This window comes from Ruegeria sp. (assembly GCF_965199275.1).
In the GTDB taxonomy this organism is placed as follows: Bacteria; Pseudomonadota; Alphaproteobacteria; order Rhodobacterales; family Rhodobacteraceae; genus Ruegeria.
The window spans coordinates 824321-841586 of the sequence record NZ_CBDAQX010000021.1 but is presented as its reverse complement, the minus strand read 5'-3'; the positions used below and the strand labels follow the sequence as shown (position 1 = coordinate 841586).

Below are 17266 nucleotides of genomic sequence, written 5' to 3'. Positions count from 1 at the left end.
TCCAGGTTGCAAGAGGGGGCCCGCGTTACTGGGCGTAGCCAATCGTCTGCAACGCGTCCTTGATCTCGTCCAGAATAGCGGGATCGTCGATGGTCGCGGGCATCTTGTACTCCTTGCCATCTGCAATCGACACCATGGTGCCCCGCAGGATCTTGCCAGAACGGGTCTTGGGCAGGCGGTCCACCACCACAGCCAGTTTAAAGGCAGCCACCGGGCCGATCTTGTCTCGGACCATCTTGACGACTTCGTTCGATACCTCGGCATGGTCGCGGTCGGCACCGGTATTCAGGCACAGGAAACCCACCGGCATCTGGCCTTTCAACTGGTCCGACACACCGATCACGGCACATTCGGCAACGTCGGGGTGGGCGGCCAGGACCTCCTCCATGCCGCCCGTTGACAGGCGGTGGCCAGCCACGTTGATCACGTCATCGGTGCGCGCCATGATATAGAGGTAACCGTCCTCGTCGATCATGCCGGCATCGCCGGTCTCATAGTAGCCGGGGAAGTGGTTCAGGTACGAGCTTTTGAACCGCTCTTCGGCGTTCCAAAGTGTTGGCAAAGTGCCCGGAGGCAGCGGCAGCTTGACCGCAATCGCGCCCAACTCACCCGGTTTCAGCGGATGGCCGCCTTCGTCGAGGATCTGAACGTCGTAGCCCGGCATTGGCTTGGCCGGAGACCCCAGTTTAATGGGCAGTTCCTCGATTCCCAGCGGGTTGCCTGCAATGGCCCAACCGGTCTCGGTTTGCCACCAGTGGTCGATGATCGGAACGTTCAGCGCATCCTGCGCCCAGGTGATGGTATCGGGGTCGGCGCGTTCACCTGCGAGATACATGGCGCGCAGACCGGACAAGTCGTATTTGCCGATCATTTCGCCCTTTGGGTCTTCACGCTTGACGGCGCGGATCGCGGTGGGGGCGGTGAAGAAACTGCGCACGTTATGTTCGGAGATGACCCGCCAGAAGGTGCCCGCGTCGGGGGTGCCGACAGGTTTGCCCTCGAACACAATAGTGGTGTTGCCGTGGATCAGCGGGGCATAGCAGATGTACGAGTGGCCAACGACCCAACCCACATCCGAGGCGGCCCAGAACACATCGCCCGGATCGACGTTGTAGATATTTTTCATCGACCAGTTCAGCGCCACCAGATGCCCGGCGGTCGGACGCACAACGCCTTTGGGCGCGCCCGTGGTGCCTGAGGTATAGAGGATATAGGCCGGATCATTGCCCGCGACCGGCACGCATTCGGCAGGTTCGACGCCGTATTGGAAGCCATGCCAGTTGAAGTCGCGTCCTTCGATCAGTTGTGCCACTTCCTGTTCGCGCTGGAAGATGACGCAGAACTCGGGCTTGTGGCTGGCTAGGTCGATGGCGCCGTCCAGCAGAGGTTTATAGTGCACCACGCGACCAGGCTCCAACCCGCAGGAGGCGGCGATGATGGCCTTGGGTTTGGCATCATCGATCCGCACAGCCAGTTCGTTGCTGGCAAAGCCGCCGAACACCACCGAATGCACCGCGCCCAGACGGGCACAGGCCAGCATCGCTTCGAGCGCTTCGGGGATCATCGGCATGTAGATGATGACACGGTCGCCCTTTTCAACGCCTTTTGCGCGCAGCGCACCTGCCAACGTTGCCACTCGGTTCCGCAGCTCCACATACGAGATTTCGCGTTTGGTATGGGTGATTGGGCTGTCGTAGATGATGGCTGTCTGTTCGCCGCGCCCGTTTTCCACGTGGCGGTCGACGGCGTTCCAGCAGGTATTTACCTGCGCATCGCTGAACCATTCAAACAGAGGGGCGTTGTCGGCGAACAAGGCTTTGCTGGGGGCCGAGACCCAATCAATGCCTTTGGCGGCATCCATCCAGAACGCCTCGGGGTCGTTTTTCCAGCCATCGTAAACGTCTTGATATGCCATCAGGCCCTCCTCCCAAAATCACTGCAATTGTTGTTAGGCAGCGATAGGGCAGTGGGCAAGCGGCGCGAGTGACGGCGCGTCAGTTTATCGCAAAATATTTGCAGGATGGCCGAAAACAGCCTGCAAATTTTTGCAAACCTCAAGATTTTATGGAATTTAGCAGGTTCAAAATAGGGTTTTGCAAACCTGCAAATTTATGAGTGCAAAGGGTATTGGTTGAGTCGGACAGCCAGACACCCACAGGATGTCTGGTGTTGATCTAGCCGCTCTAGCCGTAGTGGGTTACGGGCGTGCCGGCGATTGCTGCCATGTTCAGCAAGCCTCTGGAGGTGATCGAAGGGGTCACGATATGTGCCTTATTGCCCATGCCCATCAGGATCGGGCCAACTTCGATTCCGTCGGCTTTCATCTTCAAAACGTTGCGCACGCCGCTTGCGGCATCTGCATGCGCGAAGATCAGGACATTCGCGGCACCTTTGAGGCGCGAGGCAGGGAAAATGCGTTCACGCAGTTCGGGGTTGAGGGCCGTGTCCAGGTTCATCTCGCCTTCATAGGTGAAGTCGCGCGGTTCGCTGTCCAGAATGGCAATTGCCTCACGCAGTCGCTTGCCCGAGCCTTCGGCCTGGTTGCCGAATTGCGACTGCGAGCAGAAGGCAATCTTGGGCTCAAGCCCGAAACGCCGAACGTGGCGGGCTGCGCCCAGCGTGATCTCGGCTAGTTCCGCCGGATTCGGCAATTGCCTTACATGAGTGTCGGCGATGAATAGAGGGCCGTCCTCGAGGATCATCAACGACAAAGCCCCATGTGGACGCAGGTCAGGGGTACCCAGAACCTGTTCGACGTAATTCAAATGCCAGCGGTATTCGCCGAACGTGCCACAGATCATGCTGTCGGCTTCGCCGCGGTGAACCATGATTGCGCCAATCGCGGTGGAATTTGTGCGCATGATCGCCTTGGCCAGATCAGGGGTGACGCCGCGGCGCTGCATGATCTGGTGGTACGAGTTCCAATAGTCGTAGTAGCGCGGGTCGTTTTCTGGGTTCACGATCTGCAGATCTTTGCCGGGACGGACGACCAGACCCAGACGCTCACAACGTGCCTCGATCACTTCGGGGCGGCCAATCAAGATCGGAGTTTCGGTCGTTTCTTCAAGGATGGCCTGTGCAGCGCGCAATACACGTTCATCCTCGCCCTCTGCAAAGACGATCCGACGGCTTGAGGCTGCGGCGGCCTCGAACACTGGGCGCATCAGCAGGGCAGACTTGAAGACGGTCTGGTTCAGCTTTTCCTTGTAGGCCTCAAGGTCTTTGATCGGGCGTTTGGCAACGCCGCTCTCCATTGCGGCCTTGGCGACCGCCGAAGATACGATCCCCACAAGGCGAGGGTCGAAGGGTTTAGGGATCAGGTAGTCCGGGCCAAAGGTCAGCTGTTCGCCCTTGTAGGCGGCGGCGGCCTCGGCGCTGGTAGTGGCGCGAGCCAGTTCGGCAATACCTTCGACGCAGGCAATCTGCATCTCGTCATTGATCTCGGTCGCGCCAACATCCAATGCGCCCCGGAAGATGAAGGGGAAACATAACACGTTATTGACTTGATTGGGAAAATCGCTGCGTCCGGTCGCGATGATCGCATCCGGTGCGACCTCGCGCGCGGCTTCGGGCAGGATTTCGGGCGTCGGGTTGGCCAGAGCGAAGATGATCGGGCGGTCGGCCATTTTCTCGACCATCTCGGGCGTCAGAACATTCGGGCCGCTCAGGCCCAGAAACAGATCGGCCCCGCCAATCACGTCGTCCAAGGTGCGCAGGTCGGATTTCTGGGCGAACTGATCTTTGTGCGGGTTCATATCCTCGGCACGACCCTCATAGACCAGCCCGTGAATATCGCACAGCCAGATATTGTCTCGTTTGACGCCAAGTTTGACCAGCATGTTGAGACAGGCGATCCCGGCCGCTCCGCCACCGGTCGAGACGATTTTGATATCCTCGAACTTCTTGCCAGCGACGTGCAGCGCGTTGCGGGCCGCGGCCCCGACAACAATGGCGGTTCCGTGCTGGTCGTCGTGAAAAACGGGGATGTTCATGCGCTCGCGACATAGCTTTTCGACGATGAAGCAATCGGGGGCTTTGATGTCCTCAAGGTTGATAGCGCCAAAGGTCGGCTCTAGCGCACAGACGACATCGGCCAGCTTTTCAGGGTCGGGCTGGTCGACCTCGATGTCAAAGCAGTCGATCCCGGCGAATTTCTTGAACAGGACGGCTTTGCCCTCCATCACCGGTTTCGAAGCCAGCGCGCCTATATTGCCCAGCCCCAGCACAGCGGTTCCGTTCGACACCACTGCCACAAGGTTGCCGCGTGCGGTGTAATGCTCCGCGTTCGAGGGGTCGGCCTTGATCTCAAGACTGGCCTCGGCCACGCCGGGCGAATAGGCGCGGGCAAGATCTCGGCCGTTTGCCATCGGCTTAGTGGCCTTGATTTCAAGTTTTCCGGGCTTGGGATGGGCGTGATAGTCAAGCGCGGCCTGCCGCAAGCTGGGTGTGTCAGACATCGGCGGTAAAGCTCCCCTGCAAAATTTGATTTAGCCTTAAACTATTTTTTTCGACTTGGCTATGCCGCGTCTGAAGCTTGGCAAAACCCGACCGTTTCCTTGATTAATTGTCGCAAAATTTTTACAAACCGCAAACTCCTGCGAATTGCTCTGAGACCCCAAAATGCCCAACGACCTCAAAATGACATCTTCCGAGGTGTTCACGCCATCCCGTTTCCGCTTTGGGGTGGACCAGGTCTGGTTCTGGGCTGCGCTGGGCGTTGCGGCTCTGATCCTCGGGTGTATCGCCTTGTTCCCATTGCAGGCTGAGGTGTTCAATCAGGAAGGAGGATTGATCGAGACGATCTCGGCGGCTTGCTTGTTCATGGCTGGGGTTGTGGCTTTGGTTAAATACCGAGGCCTCGCGCGGCTTTACATCGGCGTGGGGTGCCTGCTTCTGTCAGAGCGCGAGCTTGAGGCGGATATTTACGCGGAAGGTTCTGTGCCATTCGCGGTGCTAAGCGGCTTGGACGGTTTGCTGGACATGACGCTTGTGCGTGTCGCCCTGGCGGTGGTTGTGCTGGGGGGCGTGCTATGGCATGGCATTCCCAACGCGTGGCGGGCGGTCAGGGTTCAGGCGCCCTTCCTTGCGATCTTTGTGCTTGCCGGACTTGCAGCAGTTGTGGCGCAGGGACTCGAAGAAATCTCGGGCCTGTATGAGGCCACGATGTCTTCGGTCATGAAGACGCGGCTGTTTGTTCTGGAAGAAACGCTCGAGATGTATTTTTCGATTGGCATTCTGGCGTCGGTTCTGATCGGATGGCCGAAAGAACCGACTGACGAGAGCTTGCATGACCCAGACAGCGCACGCGGCGAACACCCGCGCTGAAATCCGTTTGCCTACGCAGGAATTGCGCGACGATATTCCGTTCTACACCAAGGTTTTGGGGATGCAGATGGATATGATCTATCCTGCTGACGATCCTCGAACTGCCGTTTTTTCCGGCCATGGCCTAAGGGTGCGGATCGAGAAGGATGCGCCCGAAACCCCCGGCACTTTACGTATTCTGACCGAGAACCCTGAGGGTTTTGCCAATGGGGATCGGGTTCTGGTAGCTCCGAATGGAACGCGTATCGAAATCGAGGACCTCGATCCCCCTCTGGTGATGCCTGAAACTGTACATTCCTTTGTGGTGCGCAGGCTCAAGGATCAGGCGCCGTGGATCATCGGACGGGCTGGGATGCATTATCGAGATCTGGTGCCGGATCGTTTGGGCGGGTCGATCATTGCCAGTCACATTCGCATCCCCGATGGCGGCCCTGTGCCGGATATGGTGCATTTCCATAAGGTCGGGTTTCAGCTGATCTTCTGCATACATGGCTGGGTTGATGTCGTTTACGAAGATCAGGGCGACAAATTGCGTCTGACCGCCGGGGATTGCTTTATCCAACCGCCGGAAATCCGCCATCGCGTGCTGGAAGCCTCGGACAATGTGCAGGTGATCGAGATTGGCGTTCCGGCCGAACATGTCACCGAAATAGATCACGAGATGGAACTGCCGACGCCGCATCTGCGCCCTGACCGGGAATGGCAGGGGCAACGTTTTGTCTACAATCAGGCGAAAGATGCGGATTGGGTGCCGTTCCGACTGCCGGGTTATATCTGCCGCGACACCACGATTGCCGAGAACACCCAAGGCGTCGCCGGTGTTCAGGTCGTTCGGCGCGGGCAGGGTGATCCGGTCTGGTCCAGCCACGACACCGACATCCATTTCACCTTCGTCATGAACGGAGAGGTCACTCTGGAGGGCGAAGGCCGTGTCCCCTATCAACTGGAGCAAGGGGATGCCTTTGTGATACCACCGGGGATGCGCACACGCTTGTCGCAGCCCTCTGACGACGTGGAACTGCTCGAGGTTACCTTGCCGGGGGTGTTCAAGACGGTGCTTGAATAAATGCGCGGTGGGGCTTCTATTCGCCCCTGGTTTTCCGGTAGGGTCCGAATTTCTGACCAGCTGATCAAAAAATGGGGAATCGCCATGTCGCTTAAAGATGCCGCCTTAAAGGTCCGCGAAAACGCCCATGCGCCTTATTCGAACTTCAAGGTGGGCGCGGCGATCCTGTCGGGCTCGGGGGCGCTCTATGTTGGATGCAATGTGGAGAACGTGGCCTATCCCGAAGGCACCTGTGCCGAGGCAGGCGCAATTGCCGCCATGGTCGCTTCGGGCGAGACCGAGCTGGCTGAGGTCTATGTCGTTGCCCAAAGCCCGCAGCCGGTGCCGCCTTGTGGTGGCTGCCGTCAGAAACTGGCCGAGTTCGGCGCGCGGGATGTAAAGGTCACCTTGGCGACTACCGACGGCGCCGAGTTGGAAACCACGATCGGACAGCTTCTGCCCGGCGCATTTGACGCCTCGCATATGCAGGACAGCTGACCGCATGGATGCCCGTTCGATCATCGCTAAACTGCGCCGAAGCGAAGTGCCTACCGGGCCAGAGCTAGCATGGTTTGCCCAAGGTCTGGCCGATGGCAGCGTAAGTGATGCGCAGGCCGGAGCCTTTGCGATGGCCGTCTGTATGGGCGGGCTGGGCGCGAAGGGTCGTGCCGACCTGACCGTTGCAATGCGAGACAGCGGCGATGTGCTGCGCTGGGATCTGGATGGCTGGGTGATCGACAAACACTCTACGGGCGGTGTTGGCGATTGCGTCAGCCTGATCTTGGCTCCGGCTCTGGCTGAATGTGGGGCCTATGTGCCCATGATCTCGGGCCGTGGGCTGGGCCATACAGGAGGGACGCTGGACAAGCTTGAGGCGATTCCGGGCGTCACTACGCAGATCGGGCAAGAGCGTCTGGCGCAGGTATTGCGCGACACAGGGGCCGCTATTGTCGGCGCGACGGGGCAGATCGCGCCTGCGGACAAGCGTCTCTATGCGGTGCGGGATGTGACGGCGACGGTGGAAAGCCTCGATCTGATCACGGCCTCGATCCTGTCCAAGAAACTGGCGGCAAGTCCTGATGCGCTGGTGCTGGATGTTAAAACCGGCAGCGGTGCGTTCATGAAAACCATTGAAGACGCGCACGAGCTAGCTCAGGCGCTGACCGCAACTGCTAACGCTGCCGGCTGCCGAACCTCGGCCGTTATTACCGATATGAACCAACCACTCGCCTCGGCGTTGGGCAACGCGTTGGAGGTGGCAGAGGTCATGAAGGTCCTGACCGAAGGGGGAGCGTCTCCTCTGGCCGAAATTTCTGCAGAATTGGGCGGTGTACTGCTGGCGGATGCGGGTATATCTGAAACGATGGATCAGGGCCGCGCCAAAATTGCGGAGATTATCCGGGATGGCCGCGCCGCAGAACGGTTTGGTCGGATGATGGCCGCCGTTGGAGGCCCAGTGCAATTTGTTGATACGTGGTCAAGGTTCCTGCCCGAAGCCAGCGTGATCACCGAGGTGGCAGCCTCGCGTGACGGATACGTCACGGCCATTGACGGCGAAGCTTTGGGGCTGGCAGTGGTGGCTCTTGGCGGTGGACGTCAGGTGGAAAGCGATGTGATCGACCCGGCGGTGGGTCTGTCAAACATGGTACGGCTGGGCGAGCGGATCACCAAAGGCGCGCCATTGGCCGCTGTTCACGCGGCGCGTGAGGACGCGGCGGCTCAGGCGACCCAGAGCGTATTGGCGGCGATCACGATCGGAGATACTCCGGTTGCCGTGCCCGATCTGGTGCATGAGAGGATCACGGCATGAGCCGCGCCTTTCTCGTCGTGATGGACTCGGTCGGTATCGGCGGAGCACCTGATGCAGGCGCGTTCTTCAACGGGGATGTGCCTGACACCGGGGCCAACACACTGGCCCATATCGCGCAAGCCTGTGCCGAGGGGCGGGCTGAGGACGGGCGCAGCGGCTTGCTTGCGCTGCCCCATCTGGATGCGCTGGGTTTGGGTGCTGCGACGCGTCTGGCCTCGGGCGACGCAACGCCGGGGCTGGCGGCTCAACCGACTGGCCTGTGGGGATGCGCGCGCGAGCTGTCGCCTGGCAAGGATACGCCCTCGGGCCACTGGGAATTGGCGGGGTTGCCGGTGCCGTGGGACTGGCACTATTTTCCCGACACACAGCCCGCATTTCCTCCCGATCTGAGTCGAGCAGCAGCGCAAGCTGCGGGGACCGAGGGTATTCTGGGCAATTGCCACGCATCTGGAACAGCCATCATTGCCGAGCTGGGGGCCGAGCATATGCGCACCGGCTGGCCGATCTGCTACACGTCCGCCGACAGCGTGTTCCAGATCGCCGCGCATGAGGAGCGCTTTGGCCTCGATAACCTGCTTGCGATGTGCCGAACACTCGCGCCCCGTTTGCATGAGATGAAGGTGGGCCGTGTAATTGCGCGCCCCTTCGTCGGCTCATCTGACGAGGGGTTCACCCGCACAACGAACCGCAAGGACTTTGCCATCTTGCCGCCCGCGCCGGTGCTGACGAACTGGGTTCAGGACGCAGGCCGCCGCGTGCATGCCGTTGGCAAAATCGGAGACATCTTTTCGATGCAGGGCATCGACACGCTGCGCAAAGGCTCCGATGTCGAATTGATGGTGCACCTGTCCGACCTGGTGGATCAGGCCGAGGATGGCAGTCTAAGTTTTGCCAATTTCGTCGAGTTCGACAGCCTCTACGGTCATCGTCGCGATATCAGCGGCTATGCTCGTGCGCTGGAGTGGTTTGACCGGGAAATCGGAGCCATCCTACCCAAGTTGCGTCCGGATGACATGTTGGTATTGACCGCGGACCACGGCAATGACCCCAGTTGGATCGGCACCGACCACACACGTGAACAGGTGCCGGTGTTGGTGGCCGGGCAAGGCTTAGGCCAGCTCGGTCAAATCCATTTCGCCGATGTCGCTGCCAGCGTTGCCCATCACCTGAACGTACCGGCGCAAGGGCCGGGAAAGAGCTTTTTATGAGTGTCGCGGACCTTCCGAAGATCGAATTGCACCTACACCATGAGGGTGCCGCGCCGCCCGCATTTATCCGGCAACTGGCGCATGAAAAACGCATCGATCTGAGCGGCATCTTCAAGCCCGATGGCAGCTACGACTTCCGCGACTTCGCCCATTTCCTCAGCGTCTATGAGGCCGCGTGTGAGGTCCTCAAATCGCCCGAGGATTTCCGCCGTCTGACCCTGGCGATCCTTGAGGAAAGCGCAGCCAATGGGGTGGTGTATTCAGAGACCTTCCTTAGCCCCGATTTTTGCGGCGGTGGCGATCTGCACGCGTGGCGCGACTATCTGAACGCCATTCAGGACGCCGCCGATGAGGCCGAGCGCAAGTTCGACATCACTCTGCGCGGCGTGGTCACCTGTGTCCGCCATTTCGGCCCGGATCAGGCCAAGATCAGCGCCCGCTGCGCTGCGGAAACCGCAGGCGATTGGATCACCGGTTTCGGTATGGGCGGCAATGAATCCATCGGCACTCAGGGCGACTTCAAATGGGCCTTCGATTGCGCCCGCGAGGCCGGCTTGCGCCTGACCACCCATGCAGGTGAGTTTGGCGGTCCAGAAAGCGTGCGCGACGCTGTTCGTGACTTGGGTGTTGAGCGTCTTGGCCACGGCGTTCGCGCCATTGAAGACCCTGATCTGGTGCATGAACTGATCGACCGGGATGTCACGCTTGAGGTCTGTCCGGGATCAAACGTGGTTCTGGGGCTCTATCCCGATTTCGCCGCGCATCCGATTGCGCGGTTGCGCGACGCCGGGGCGAAAGTCACCGTTTCAACGGATGACCCGCCATTTTTCCATACCACAATGCGGCGTGAATATGAGATGTTGCAGGCAGCCTTTGATTGGGGCGCCGAAGACTTCGCAGCCCTAAATGAAACGGCCCTGAAGGCCGCCTTTTGCGATGAAGACACCCGCGCGCGGGTCAAGAAAAGACTGGAGAACATATGAGCGAACACCTGACCGTCGTTGACCACCCGCTGGTGCAGCACAAACTGACGCTCATGCGGGACAAGGGGACCTCGACCGCCGAATTCCGTCAGTTGCTGCGCGAAATCACGCTGTTGCTGGCCTACGAGGTGACCCGAGAGCTTAAGCTGACCACCCGCCATATCGAAACTCCGATGGAGGAGATGGACGCGCCCATTCTCGCCGGTAAGAAACTGGCGCTGGTCTCGATCCTGCGTGCCGGGAACGGGATGCTGGACGGGGTGCTGGAACTGATCCCTTCGGCCCGCGTGGGATTTGTCGGGCTTTACCGCGACGAAGAAACGCTGAAGCCGGTTCAGTATTATTTCAAAGCGCCAGAGGGCCTGAAAGACCGGCTGGTTATCGCCGTGGATCCGATGCTGGCCACCGGCAACAGCTCGGCCGCAGCGATTGATCTGCTGAAAGAGGCGGGCGCAACCGAGATCCTTTTCCTCTGCCTGCTGGCGGCACCAGAAGGGGTTGCACGCATGAAAGAGGCCCATCCAGACGTGCATATCGTCACTGCCGCGCTGGATCGTGAGCTGAACTCGAAGGGCTATATCATGCCCGGTCTCGGCGATGCCGGAGACCGTATGTTCGGCACGAAATAAGCCGGATCACTCGCTGCAGATGTTTTGAAGCTGGACCCAATCGCGGTCCGGCAACACCTGTTCCAGCGTGCGTCCGGCCATTGGGTCGGCCTCGATCAGGCCAAGAACCGTTTCCCCGGTCACATCCCGCGCAAAGGCATATGGGGTCGAGGGCAGGGCGGCCTGCGCAAAAACTGCCAGTAGCGCCTCATCTGTCAGAGACGGACGGGGTTCCGATAGGACTTGCTCGGTATAGCTGTCGACGATCTCGGGCGTAAGGCCCCCAGTCGTCAGCAGGCGAAAGGCCGAGGAGGCTCCGGTTCGGTCCAGAACATCATCCAACGGGTCTTGTGCCGCGATGCGGGCGCGCTCGGCGATGACATAGCCGGCGGCCACGGCGGGGTCTTCATGATCTTCGACCAACGCCCGGTTCAACAAGACTGTCCCGCCCGGCAGGCTGAGGCTGTCCTGCACCCCGGCGGGCAGGATAATGATCTGCCGCACACCCGTACGCTTGGCCAGACGATCCAAAGAGGCCTGCGCTTCGAGTGAGGCACAGGCCCGCCCCGAAACCCGCTCGATTCGTTTCAGAATCTCGTCGCCGATGTCCTGCCGTTTGACCTCGGGCACGACCGAGACCACGTGGTTTTGCAGTGCCCCGGGCAACCAAAGCAGCAACACCGCCAGCACAGCGGCGACGACGCCTGCGACGCTGAACCAGCGCAACCGACCGGGATGCGGACGCGAGCGGTCGATGGCGCGTTGCAACCGGTCGATGGCCTCAAGCATGGTCTTTTCGCTTTCGGCCAGTTCCAGCGTTTCGTCCGGGTCGCCGTCGGGGTTGAAAATCGCAGGGAAACTGCCCGGATTCTGCCGTTCCAACGCGGCCAGAGACCAGTGCGTCAACGCCCGGTCATTGAATTCCGAGATCCTGACTTCCGACATTTTTTCGTATAAGTCATTGATATTATTATGCCTTGGTTGCCAAAAGGCACTACACGGACTTTTTTCGCCAGCGATTGTTTCGGAGTGTTGAGGGAGCTCAGGCTTTGGTCTGGCCAGTTTTTCGGGTGCGCCCGGGGGGTATCTTGAAAGGGGCTTCGTTCCAGGTCAGGCCGACGCAGGTGAGGATGCGTCTGGCATCGACCGTGGCATGGCTTGGCATGCCGTAGCGGTCAGGGGTGCCTTTGTGGCGCAGGATCGAGAGCTGCAATGCGTTCAACTCGTTGCGGATACGAGCCGGGCTCATCGGGTGTCCGAGCAGGTCCAGATGCTTGCGCAGGTGCTGCAGGCAGCAGAAGGCCATGTAGCAGATGGCGATATGGGCCCGGACCCGACGCGGCGACCAGTGATAGATGGGCCGGATTTTCAGATCGTGCTTGTTGGTGCGGAAGCAGGCTTCGATCTCCCACAACTGGTGATAGCGGGCAATGACGTCCTGTGCCTCCAGTTCGTCCGCACCATGAACAACAATGGCATGCAGCCCGTCCCATTGTGCCGCTGCCTTGATCTTTGCATCATCCAGCGTGACGTCCCCGCTGTCGGGGAAGGCCAGGAAGCGGCCATATCCCCGGCTGCTGAAGCTGCCGGGTTTGCGAGAGCGCTTGAGCTTCTTGTGCAGCTTTTCGATTGCCTTGTCGCGCTTGTGGGCATCATTGCGTGCCCGGGTGGGTGACCAGGTCACAATGACCCGCGCTCCCTCCTGGTCGATCACCTTGTACCAGCCCTTCTCGGTTGCCTCTTCAGAACCGTGTCCAGCCCAAGGCTGGCGTCCCTCCGGGCTCAAAATGTTCGCCTTCACGGCGGCCGGGGCGGACTTCATGCGATAGCCGAGGATGTAGGGCAGACCCTTGTTCTGCAACATCTGCTGGTTGTCCTTGCTGAGCATGGCGGCATCGGCCACGAACGTGACCCTGGCCACGTCGAAGCGTCCCTCCAACGCCTTCAGCGCAGCTTCCAGCGTATGACCTTCCCAGGTGTTTCCCGGGAAGAGTTCATAGCCCACAGGCAGCCCATCGGAGGTGACGATCAGCGCCAGCATGACCTGAGCGCGGTGATGCTTGCCATCCTTGCTGAAGCCCTTGGCCAGAAGATGATCCTGCTCGACCCCGTCCGCATCCTCGGCCGGGTCCTCGCGCTCGGTGTCAAAGGCCAGGGTCGTGCAATCGTAGAACAGCACGGTCACTGGCCCGCCCAGCAACTTCTCTGCCGCCGCGTGAGAGGTTTTGCAAATCCCGTCTATCACCGGCGTATTGATGTAATCCATGCTCCGATAGACCACGTCCAGATTGAGCGTGATGCCTGCCTGGTTCTCCAACGCCTCCACGGTCGCGCGCTTGCTCTCGGGCTGTGCGATCCGCGCCATAACCAGCTCTTTCACAATGCGATTGGCACTTTTACGCGCCGCCCCCAGAAGGGCCCCCCAACCCAGTTGGTCATACATCGTCCCCATGACATCCCGCAGACCCAGAGAGACCCGCGCCTCCTCACGGCACTCGGCAAGATCAACGCCAAGCTTGTCCGGCCGCGGAGCGCGGCGCACCAGCGCCTGCAGATCGGCATATTCCGTGGGCGTGAACAGTTCCATTTGCGGCGAGCGATCAATGCGTAATTGCTCCATCAAGCGGCCCGCCAGACGCTTGATATCCTCAATCTCGCTGTCGTTATGGGCCACACCCACATGGCGCAGGATCTTCTGGCGTACCTTGGAGCCGGTGCGGACGGATTCAACGATCTGGATCCGTGTGCGGTTGAGCTTTGCGTCATGTTTGGTGCGGATGAACATGGGCGAAGAGGTTAGCCATCTGAAGGCCCATGTCAATACTTTTTATAATAATGGGGCACTACAACGCGCCTCTGAGCAACCACACCTGAAAACAAACCAAAAACCCAGTCAGATCAACAAAAAGGTCGGAAGTCAGGAAAGAGGCCCATCCAGACGTGCATATCGTCACTGCCGCGCTGGATCGTGAGCTGAACTCGAAGGGCTATATCATGCCCGGTCTCGGCGATGCCGGAGACCGTATGTTCGGCACGAAATAAGCCGGATCACTCGCTGCAGATGTTTTGAAGCTGGACCCAATCGCGGTCCGGCAACACCTGTTCCAGCGTGCGTCCGGCCATTGGGTCGGCCTCGATCAGGCCAAGAACCGTTTCCCCGGTCACATCCCGCGCAAAGGCATATGGGGTCGAGGGCAGGGCGGCCTGCGCAAAAACTGCCAGTAGCGCCTCATCTGTCAGAGACGGACGGGGTTCCGATAGGACTTGCTCGGTATAGCTGTCGACGATCTCGGGCGTAAGGCCCCCAGTCGTCAGCAGGCGAAAGGCCGAGGAGGCTCCGGTTCGGTCCAGAACATCATCCAACGGGTCTTGTGCCGCGATGCGGGCGCGCTCGGCGATGACATAGCCGGCGGCCACGGCGGGGTCTTCATGATCTTCGACCAACGCCCGGTTCAACAAGACTGTCCCGCCCGGCAGGCTGAGGCTGTCCTGCACCCCGGCGGGCAGGATAATGATCTGCCGCACACCCGTACGCTTGGCCAGACGATCCAAAGAGGCCTGCGCTTCGAGTGAGGCACAGGCCCGCCCCGAAACCCGCTCGATTCGTTTCAGAATCTCGTCGCCGATGTCCTGCCGTTTGACCTCGGGCACGACCGAGACCACGTGGTTTTGCAGTGCCCCGGGCAACCAAAGCAGCAACACCGCCAGCACAGCGGCGACGACGCCTGCGACGCTGAACCAGCGCAACCGACCGGGATGCGGACGCGAGCGGTCGATGGCGCGTTGCAACCGGTCGATGGCCTCAAGCATGGTCTTTTCGCTTTCGGCCAGTTCCAGCGTTTCGTCCGGGTCGCCGTCGGGGTTGAAAATCGCAGGGAAACTGCCCGGATTCTGCCGTTCCAACGCGGCCAGAGACCAGTGCGTCAACGCCCGGTCATTGAAATCCGAGATCGTCAGGGTCGCCTCACCGATTGAGACCACAACCTCGCGCCGCTGTTCATCGGGCGAGGAGCGCCACAGACCGGTGGCTTCGATCCGCTGGTACTGTTTCAGGGCCGTCATCTGGATTGGGCTGCTCGTGTTTTTCTTTTGCCAAAGCATAGCATGTCGAAATCACGGGGCGCAAACCTGTTGCGCAGGCTTTCAGAAATATGCTGGATGGCACAAGCGCTGTAGCGCGCATCTAACCCGAGGCAGGACATGCAGCCAGGCAAAGAAACACTCCCCTTTTTGGCCTCGGTGCTGATGGTCTCGGCCATGGCCATTCTTGGTGTGATCGACAATGTGGTGATCCTGCTGGCCGAAACCATCGGCCTGTGGCAGTTCCATCTCAGCCGTGCTGTTCTGATGTTGCCTCTGATCTTCGGACTGTCCCTATTGGGGCTGGGAAGTCTGCGGCCAAAACGGCTGCGGTTTGTCTTGCTGCGCAGTGTTCTGATCGCGACGGGCATGTTGTTCTATTTCGCCTCGCTGGCGCTGATGCCGATTGCGCAGGCCTTGGCGGGTTTGTTCACCTCGCCGATGTTTGTGCTGTTGATTTCTGCATTGGGCCTAAAACAGGTCATTGGACCATGGCGCATCGGCGCGGTCCTGCTCGGGTTCGTGGGCATCCTGTGCGTGTTGCAACCCAACCCGACCGAGTTTGATGTCAGGACCTTTTTGCCGGTTGTCGGAGGGTTCTTCTACGCGCTCAGCGTGATCGTCACGCGGACCTATTGCTCGGACGAAAGCACAGTCGCCCTTCTGGCCAACAACATGCTTGTTCTGGGCATTGCCGGGGCCATCGGTTTAATCGTTTTCACGGCCTTTCCCGTGTCCGGACCCGACGGTCCCGAAGGTTTTGTGACCCGTGGTCTGGTCCTTGATATGCGCGCTGCCTTGCCATGGGTCGCGGTTCAGGCCGTCGGGTCCACCGTGGCCGTCTTCATGATGATCAAGGCCTATCAGGTCGGTGAGCCCTCATTCGTTGCTGTGTTCGAGTATTCAATCATGATCTTCGGGCCACTGTTCGCCTGGGTCGCCCTTGGACAGACGATCGGAGTGATGCAGATCTTTGGCATCGGTCTGATCGCAACAGCCGGCGCAGTTTTGGGCTGGAGAGCCAGGCGCGCGGCCCCCGAGCAGGAGGTCGCATGATCATTTCTCGCGGCCGCCGCTATGTGTTTGTGCATATGCCCAAGACGGGGGGAACTTCGCTTGCTTTGGCGCTGGAGCAGCGGGCCATGAAGGATGACATCCTGTTGGGAGACACGCCCAAGGCCCTGAAACGGCGGCGCCGCGCCAAGGAACTGACCGCGCGGGGGAGGCTACACAAACACGCGACGCTTGCGGATATCGACGGGGTGTTGCCAGAGGGTGAACTTGAGGCAATGTTTGCTTTCACGTTGGTCCGCAACCCGTGGGACCGCATGGTCAGCTACTATCACTGGCTACGCTATCAGAGCTTTGCTCATGAGGCCGTCACCCTGTCGCAGCAATTGGCGTTCGAGCCTTTTGTCCTGCACCCAACCATTCGTCGTTCGTTTCAGGACCATCCGGCGCGGCGCTACATGACCCGCGCGGATGGGGTCGAACAGTGCCAGTTGTTCATACGGTTGGAACAGTTCGAAAAAGACGCGCTGCCTCTGTTTCACCATCTGGGGTTTGAGGTGGAATTGCCCCATATCAACCCCTCGGACCGGCAGGCGGATTATCGGGTATACTATTCCGACAAATCCGCCCAATCTGTGGCAGAAGCCTGCGCAGAAGACATCCAGAGATTCGGCTACGCTTTTGACGTGACTTCCAGCTTATAGTTTCCGATTGGTTGATAAACCCACTCCTGCACTGCTTTCTGTCGCGAAAAATGCCTCGTTTTAGTCCAAATTAGGCGTAAATACGGCGGAACTAAGACCGAAAACCGCTGCGTCTGCTATCTCTTGAGATGTGAGTATTTGTGCCAAAAGGGGGTTCGGCACGTGTTGGAAGTAGTGAGTTTTTCGGATGTTTCCGAGTATCATGACGATGCGGATCTGCCAGTTGCGCTGGACGCAGTGTCATCGCGCAGAGGGGGGTTCCTGCACGGAACCAAAATCGCGACCACCAGTGGATGGAAGCTGATTGAACGTATCGCCGCTGGTGATCTGGTTCGAACGTTGGATCACGGTTTCAAAGAGGTCCGCAGGGTCTCGACCAGTTGGGTCCTGACTTCCGACATTTTTTCGTATAAGTCATTGATATTATTATGCCTTGGTTGCCAAAAGGCGCTACACGGACTTTTTTCGCCAGCGATTGTTTCGGAGTGTTGA

At 59.6% G+C, this 17266-nt stretch carries 16 protein-coding genes and 1 pseudogene; 12 read left to right on the top strand and 5 right to left on the bottom strand.

Annotated features, from left to right (window positions below):
* Positions 1 to 25 precede the first annotated feature (25 nt).
* Positions 26 to 1915, bottom strand: coding sequence for a propionate-CoA ligase PrpE (prpE, locus tag ACOERD_RS18900; RefSeq protein WP_419740045.1), 1890 nt, complete (start codon positions 1913 to 1915; stop codon positions 26 to 28).
* A 268-nt stretch (positions 1916 to 2183) separates the two neighbouring features.
* Positions 2184 to 4457: an NADP-dependent malic enzyme gene (locus ACOERD_RS18895; protein WP_419740044.1), complete on the bottom strand. Its 2274-nt coding sequence runs from the start codon at positions 4455 to 4457 to the stop codon at positions 2184 to 2186.
* Positions 4458 to 4638: 181 nt separating this feature from the next.
* On the opposite strand from ACOERD_RS18895, the gene ACOERD_RS18890 reads away from it, so the two are divergent.
* The 7 genes from ACOERD_RS18890 (at position 4639) to upp (ending at position 11000) form a co-directional block, all read left to right on the top strand.
* Positions 4639 to 5325, top strand: a complete 687-nt coding sequence (locus ACOERD_RS18890) for a hypothetical protein (RefSeq protein WP_419740043.1) — start codon at positions 4639 to 4641, stop codon at positions 5323 to 5325.
* Entirely contained in the window at positions 5288 to 6391 is a 1104-nt protein-coding gene (locus ACOERD_RS18885) for a cupin domain-containing protein (protein WP_419740042.1), read from the top strand. The genes ACOERD_RS18890 and ACOERD_RS18885 overlap by 38 nt, the downstream gene beginning before the upstream one ends.
* An 84-nt stretch (positions 6392 to 6475) precedes the next feature.
* A complete protein-coding gene (locus ACOERD_RS18880) occupies positions 6476 to 6868 on the top strand; it encodes a cytidine deaminase (protein ID WP_170459220.1) in 393 nt (130 codons plus the stop codon).
* 4 nt (positions 6869 to 6872) lie between these two features.
* A complete protein-coding gene (locus tag ACOERD_RS18875; protein WP_419740041.1) occupies positions 6873 to 8180 on the top strand; it encodes a thymidine phosphorylase in 1308 nt (435 codons plus the stop codon).
* A complete protein-coding gene (locus ACOERD_RS18870; RefSeq protein ID WP_170465635.1) occupies positions 8177 to 9388 on the top strand; it encodes a phosphopentomutase in 1212 nt (403 codons plus the stop codon). The genes ACOERD_RS18875 and ACOERD_RS18870 overlap by 4 nt, the downstream gene beginning before the upstream one ends.
* Entirely contained in the window at positions 9385 to 10371 is a 987-nt protein-coding gene (locus tag ACOERD_RS18865) for an adenosine deaminase (RefSeq protein ID WP_170374270.1), read from the top strand. The genes ACOERD_RS18870 and ACOERD_RS18865 overlap by 4 nt, the downstream gene beginning before the upstream one ends.
* Positions 10368 to 11000, top strand: a complete 633-nt coding sequence (gene upp, locus ACOERD_RS18860) for a uracil phosphoribosyltransferase (protein WP_170374268.1) — start codon at positions 10368 to 10370, stop codon at positions 10998 to 11000. Before ACOERD_RS18865 ends, upp begins: the two co-directional genes overlap by 4 nt.
* A gap of 6 nt (positions 11001 to 11006) precedes the next feature.
* On the opposite strand, the gene ACOERD_RS18855 is transcribed toward upp, so the two are convergent.
* Both ACOERD_RS18855 and ACOERD_RS18850 read right to left on the bottom strand, forming a co-directional pair.
* A complete protein-coding gene (locus tag ACOERD_RS18855) occupies positions 11007 to 11924 on the bottom strand; it encodes a hypothetical protein (protein ID WP_419740040.1) in 918 nt (305 codons plus the stop codon).
* Positions 11925 to 12021: 97 nt separating this feature from the next.
* Positions 12022 to 13764 (bottom strand): IS1634 family transposase, encoded by a 1743-nt coding sequence (locus tag ACOERD_RS18850; protein ID WP_419737624.1) that lies wholly within the window; start codon positions 13762 to 13764, stop codon positions 12022 to 12024.
* Between ACOERD_RS18850 and ACOERD_RS18845 the strand changes: the two genes are divergently transcribed.
* Both ACOERD_RS18845 and ACOERD_RS18840 read left to right on the top strand, forming a co-directional pair.
* Positions 13757 to 13951 carry a hypothetical protein gene (locus ACOERD_RS18845; protein WP_419740039.1) on the top strand — a complete coding sequence of 65 codons (195 nt, stop codon included), beginning with the start codon at positions 13757 to 13759 and terminating at the stop codon, positions 13949 to 13951. The genes ACOERD_RS18850 and ACOERD_RS18845 overlap by 8 nt on opposite strands.
* Positions 13902 to 14021: pseudogene (locus ACOERD_RS18840) on the top strand (uracil phosphoribosyltransferase); the annotation flags it as partial. The gene ACOERD_RS18845 and the pseudogene ACOERD_RS18840, both read left to right, overlap by 50 nt.
* 6 nt (positions 14022 to 14027) lie before the next feature.
* Here the strand turns inward: ACOERD_RS18840 and ACOERD_RS18835 are convergent.
* Positions 14028 to 15041 (bottom strand): hypothetical protein, encoded by a 1014-nt coding sequence (locus ACOERD_RS18835; RefSeq protein ID WP_419740038.1) that lies wholly within the window; start codon positions 15039 to 15041, stop codon positions 14028 to 14030.
* 138 nt (positions 15042 to 15179) lie between these two features.
* Between ACOERD_RS18835 and ACOERD_RS18830 the strand changes: the two genes are divergently transcribed.
* From ACOERD_RS18830 to ACOERD_RS18820, 3 genes are all read left to right on the top strand, one after another.
* The gene (locus ACOERD_RS18830) at positions 15180 to 16115 is read left to right on the top strand and encodes a DMT family transporter (RefSeq protein WP_419740037.1); all 936 of its coding nucleotides are present in this window, start codon (positions 15180 to 15182) and stop codon (positions 16113 to 16115) included.
* Positions 16112 to 16774: a sulfotransferase family 2 domain-containing protein gene (locus ACOERD_RS18825; RefSeq protein ID WP_419740036.1), complete on the top strand. Its 663-nt coding sequence runs from the start codon at positions 16112 to 16114 to the stop codon at positions 16772 to 16774. Before ACOERD_RS18830 ends, ACOERD_RS18825 begins: the two co-directional genes overlap by 4 nt.
* Before the next feature lie 162 nt (positions 16775 to 16936).
* Complete coding sequence (locus tag ACOERD_RS18820) at positions 16937 to 17266, top strand: Hint domain-containing protein (RefSeq protein ID WP_419740035.1); 330 nt, start codon at positions 16937 to 16939, stop codon at positions 17264 to 17266.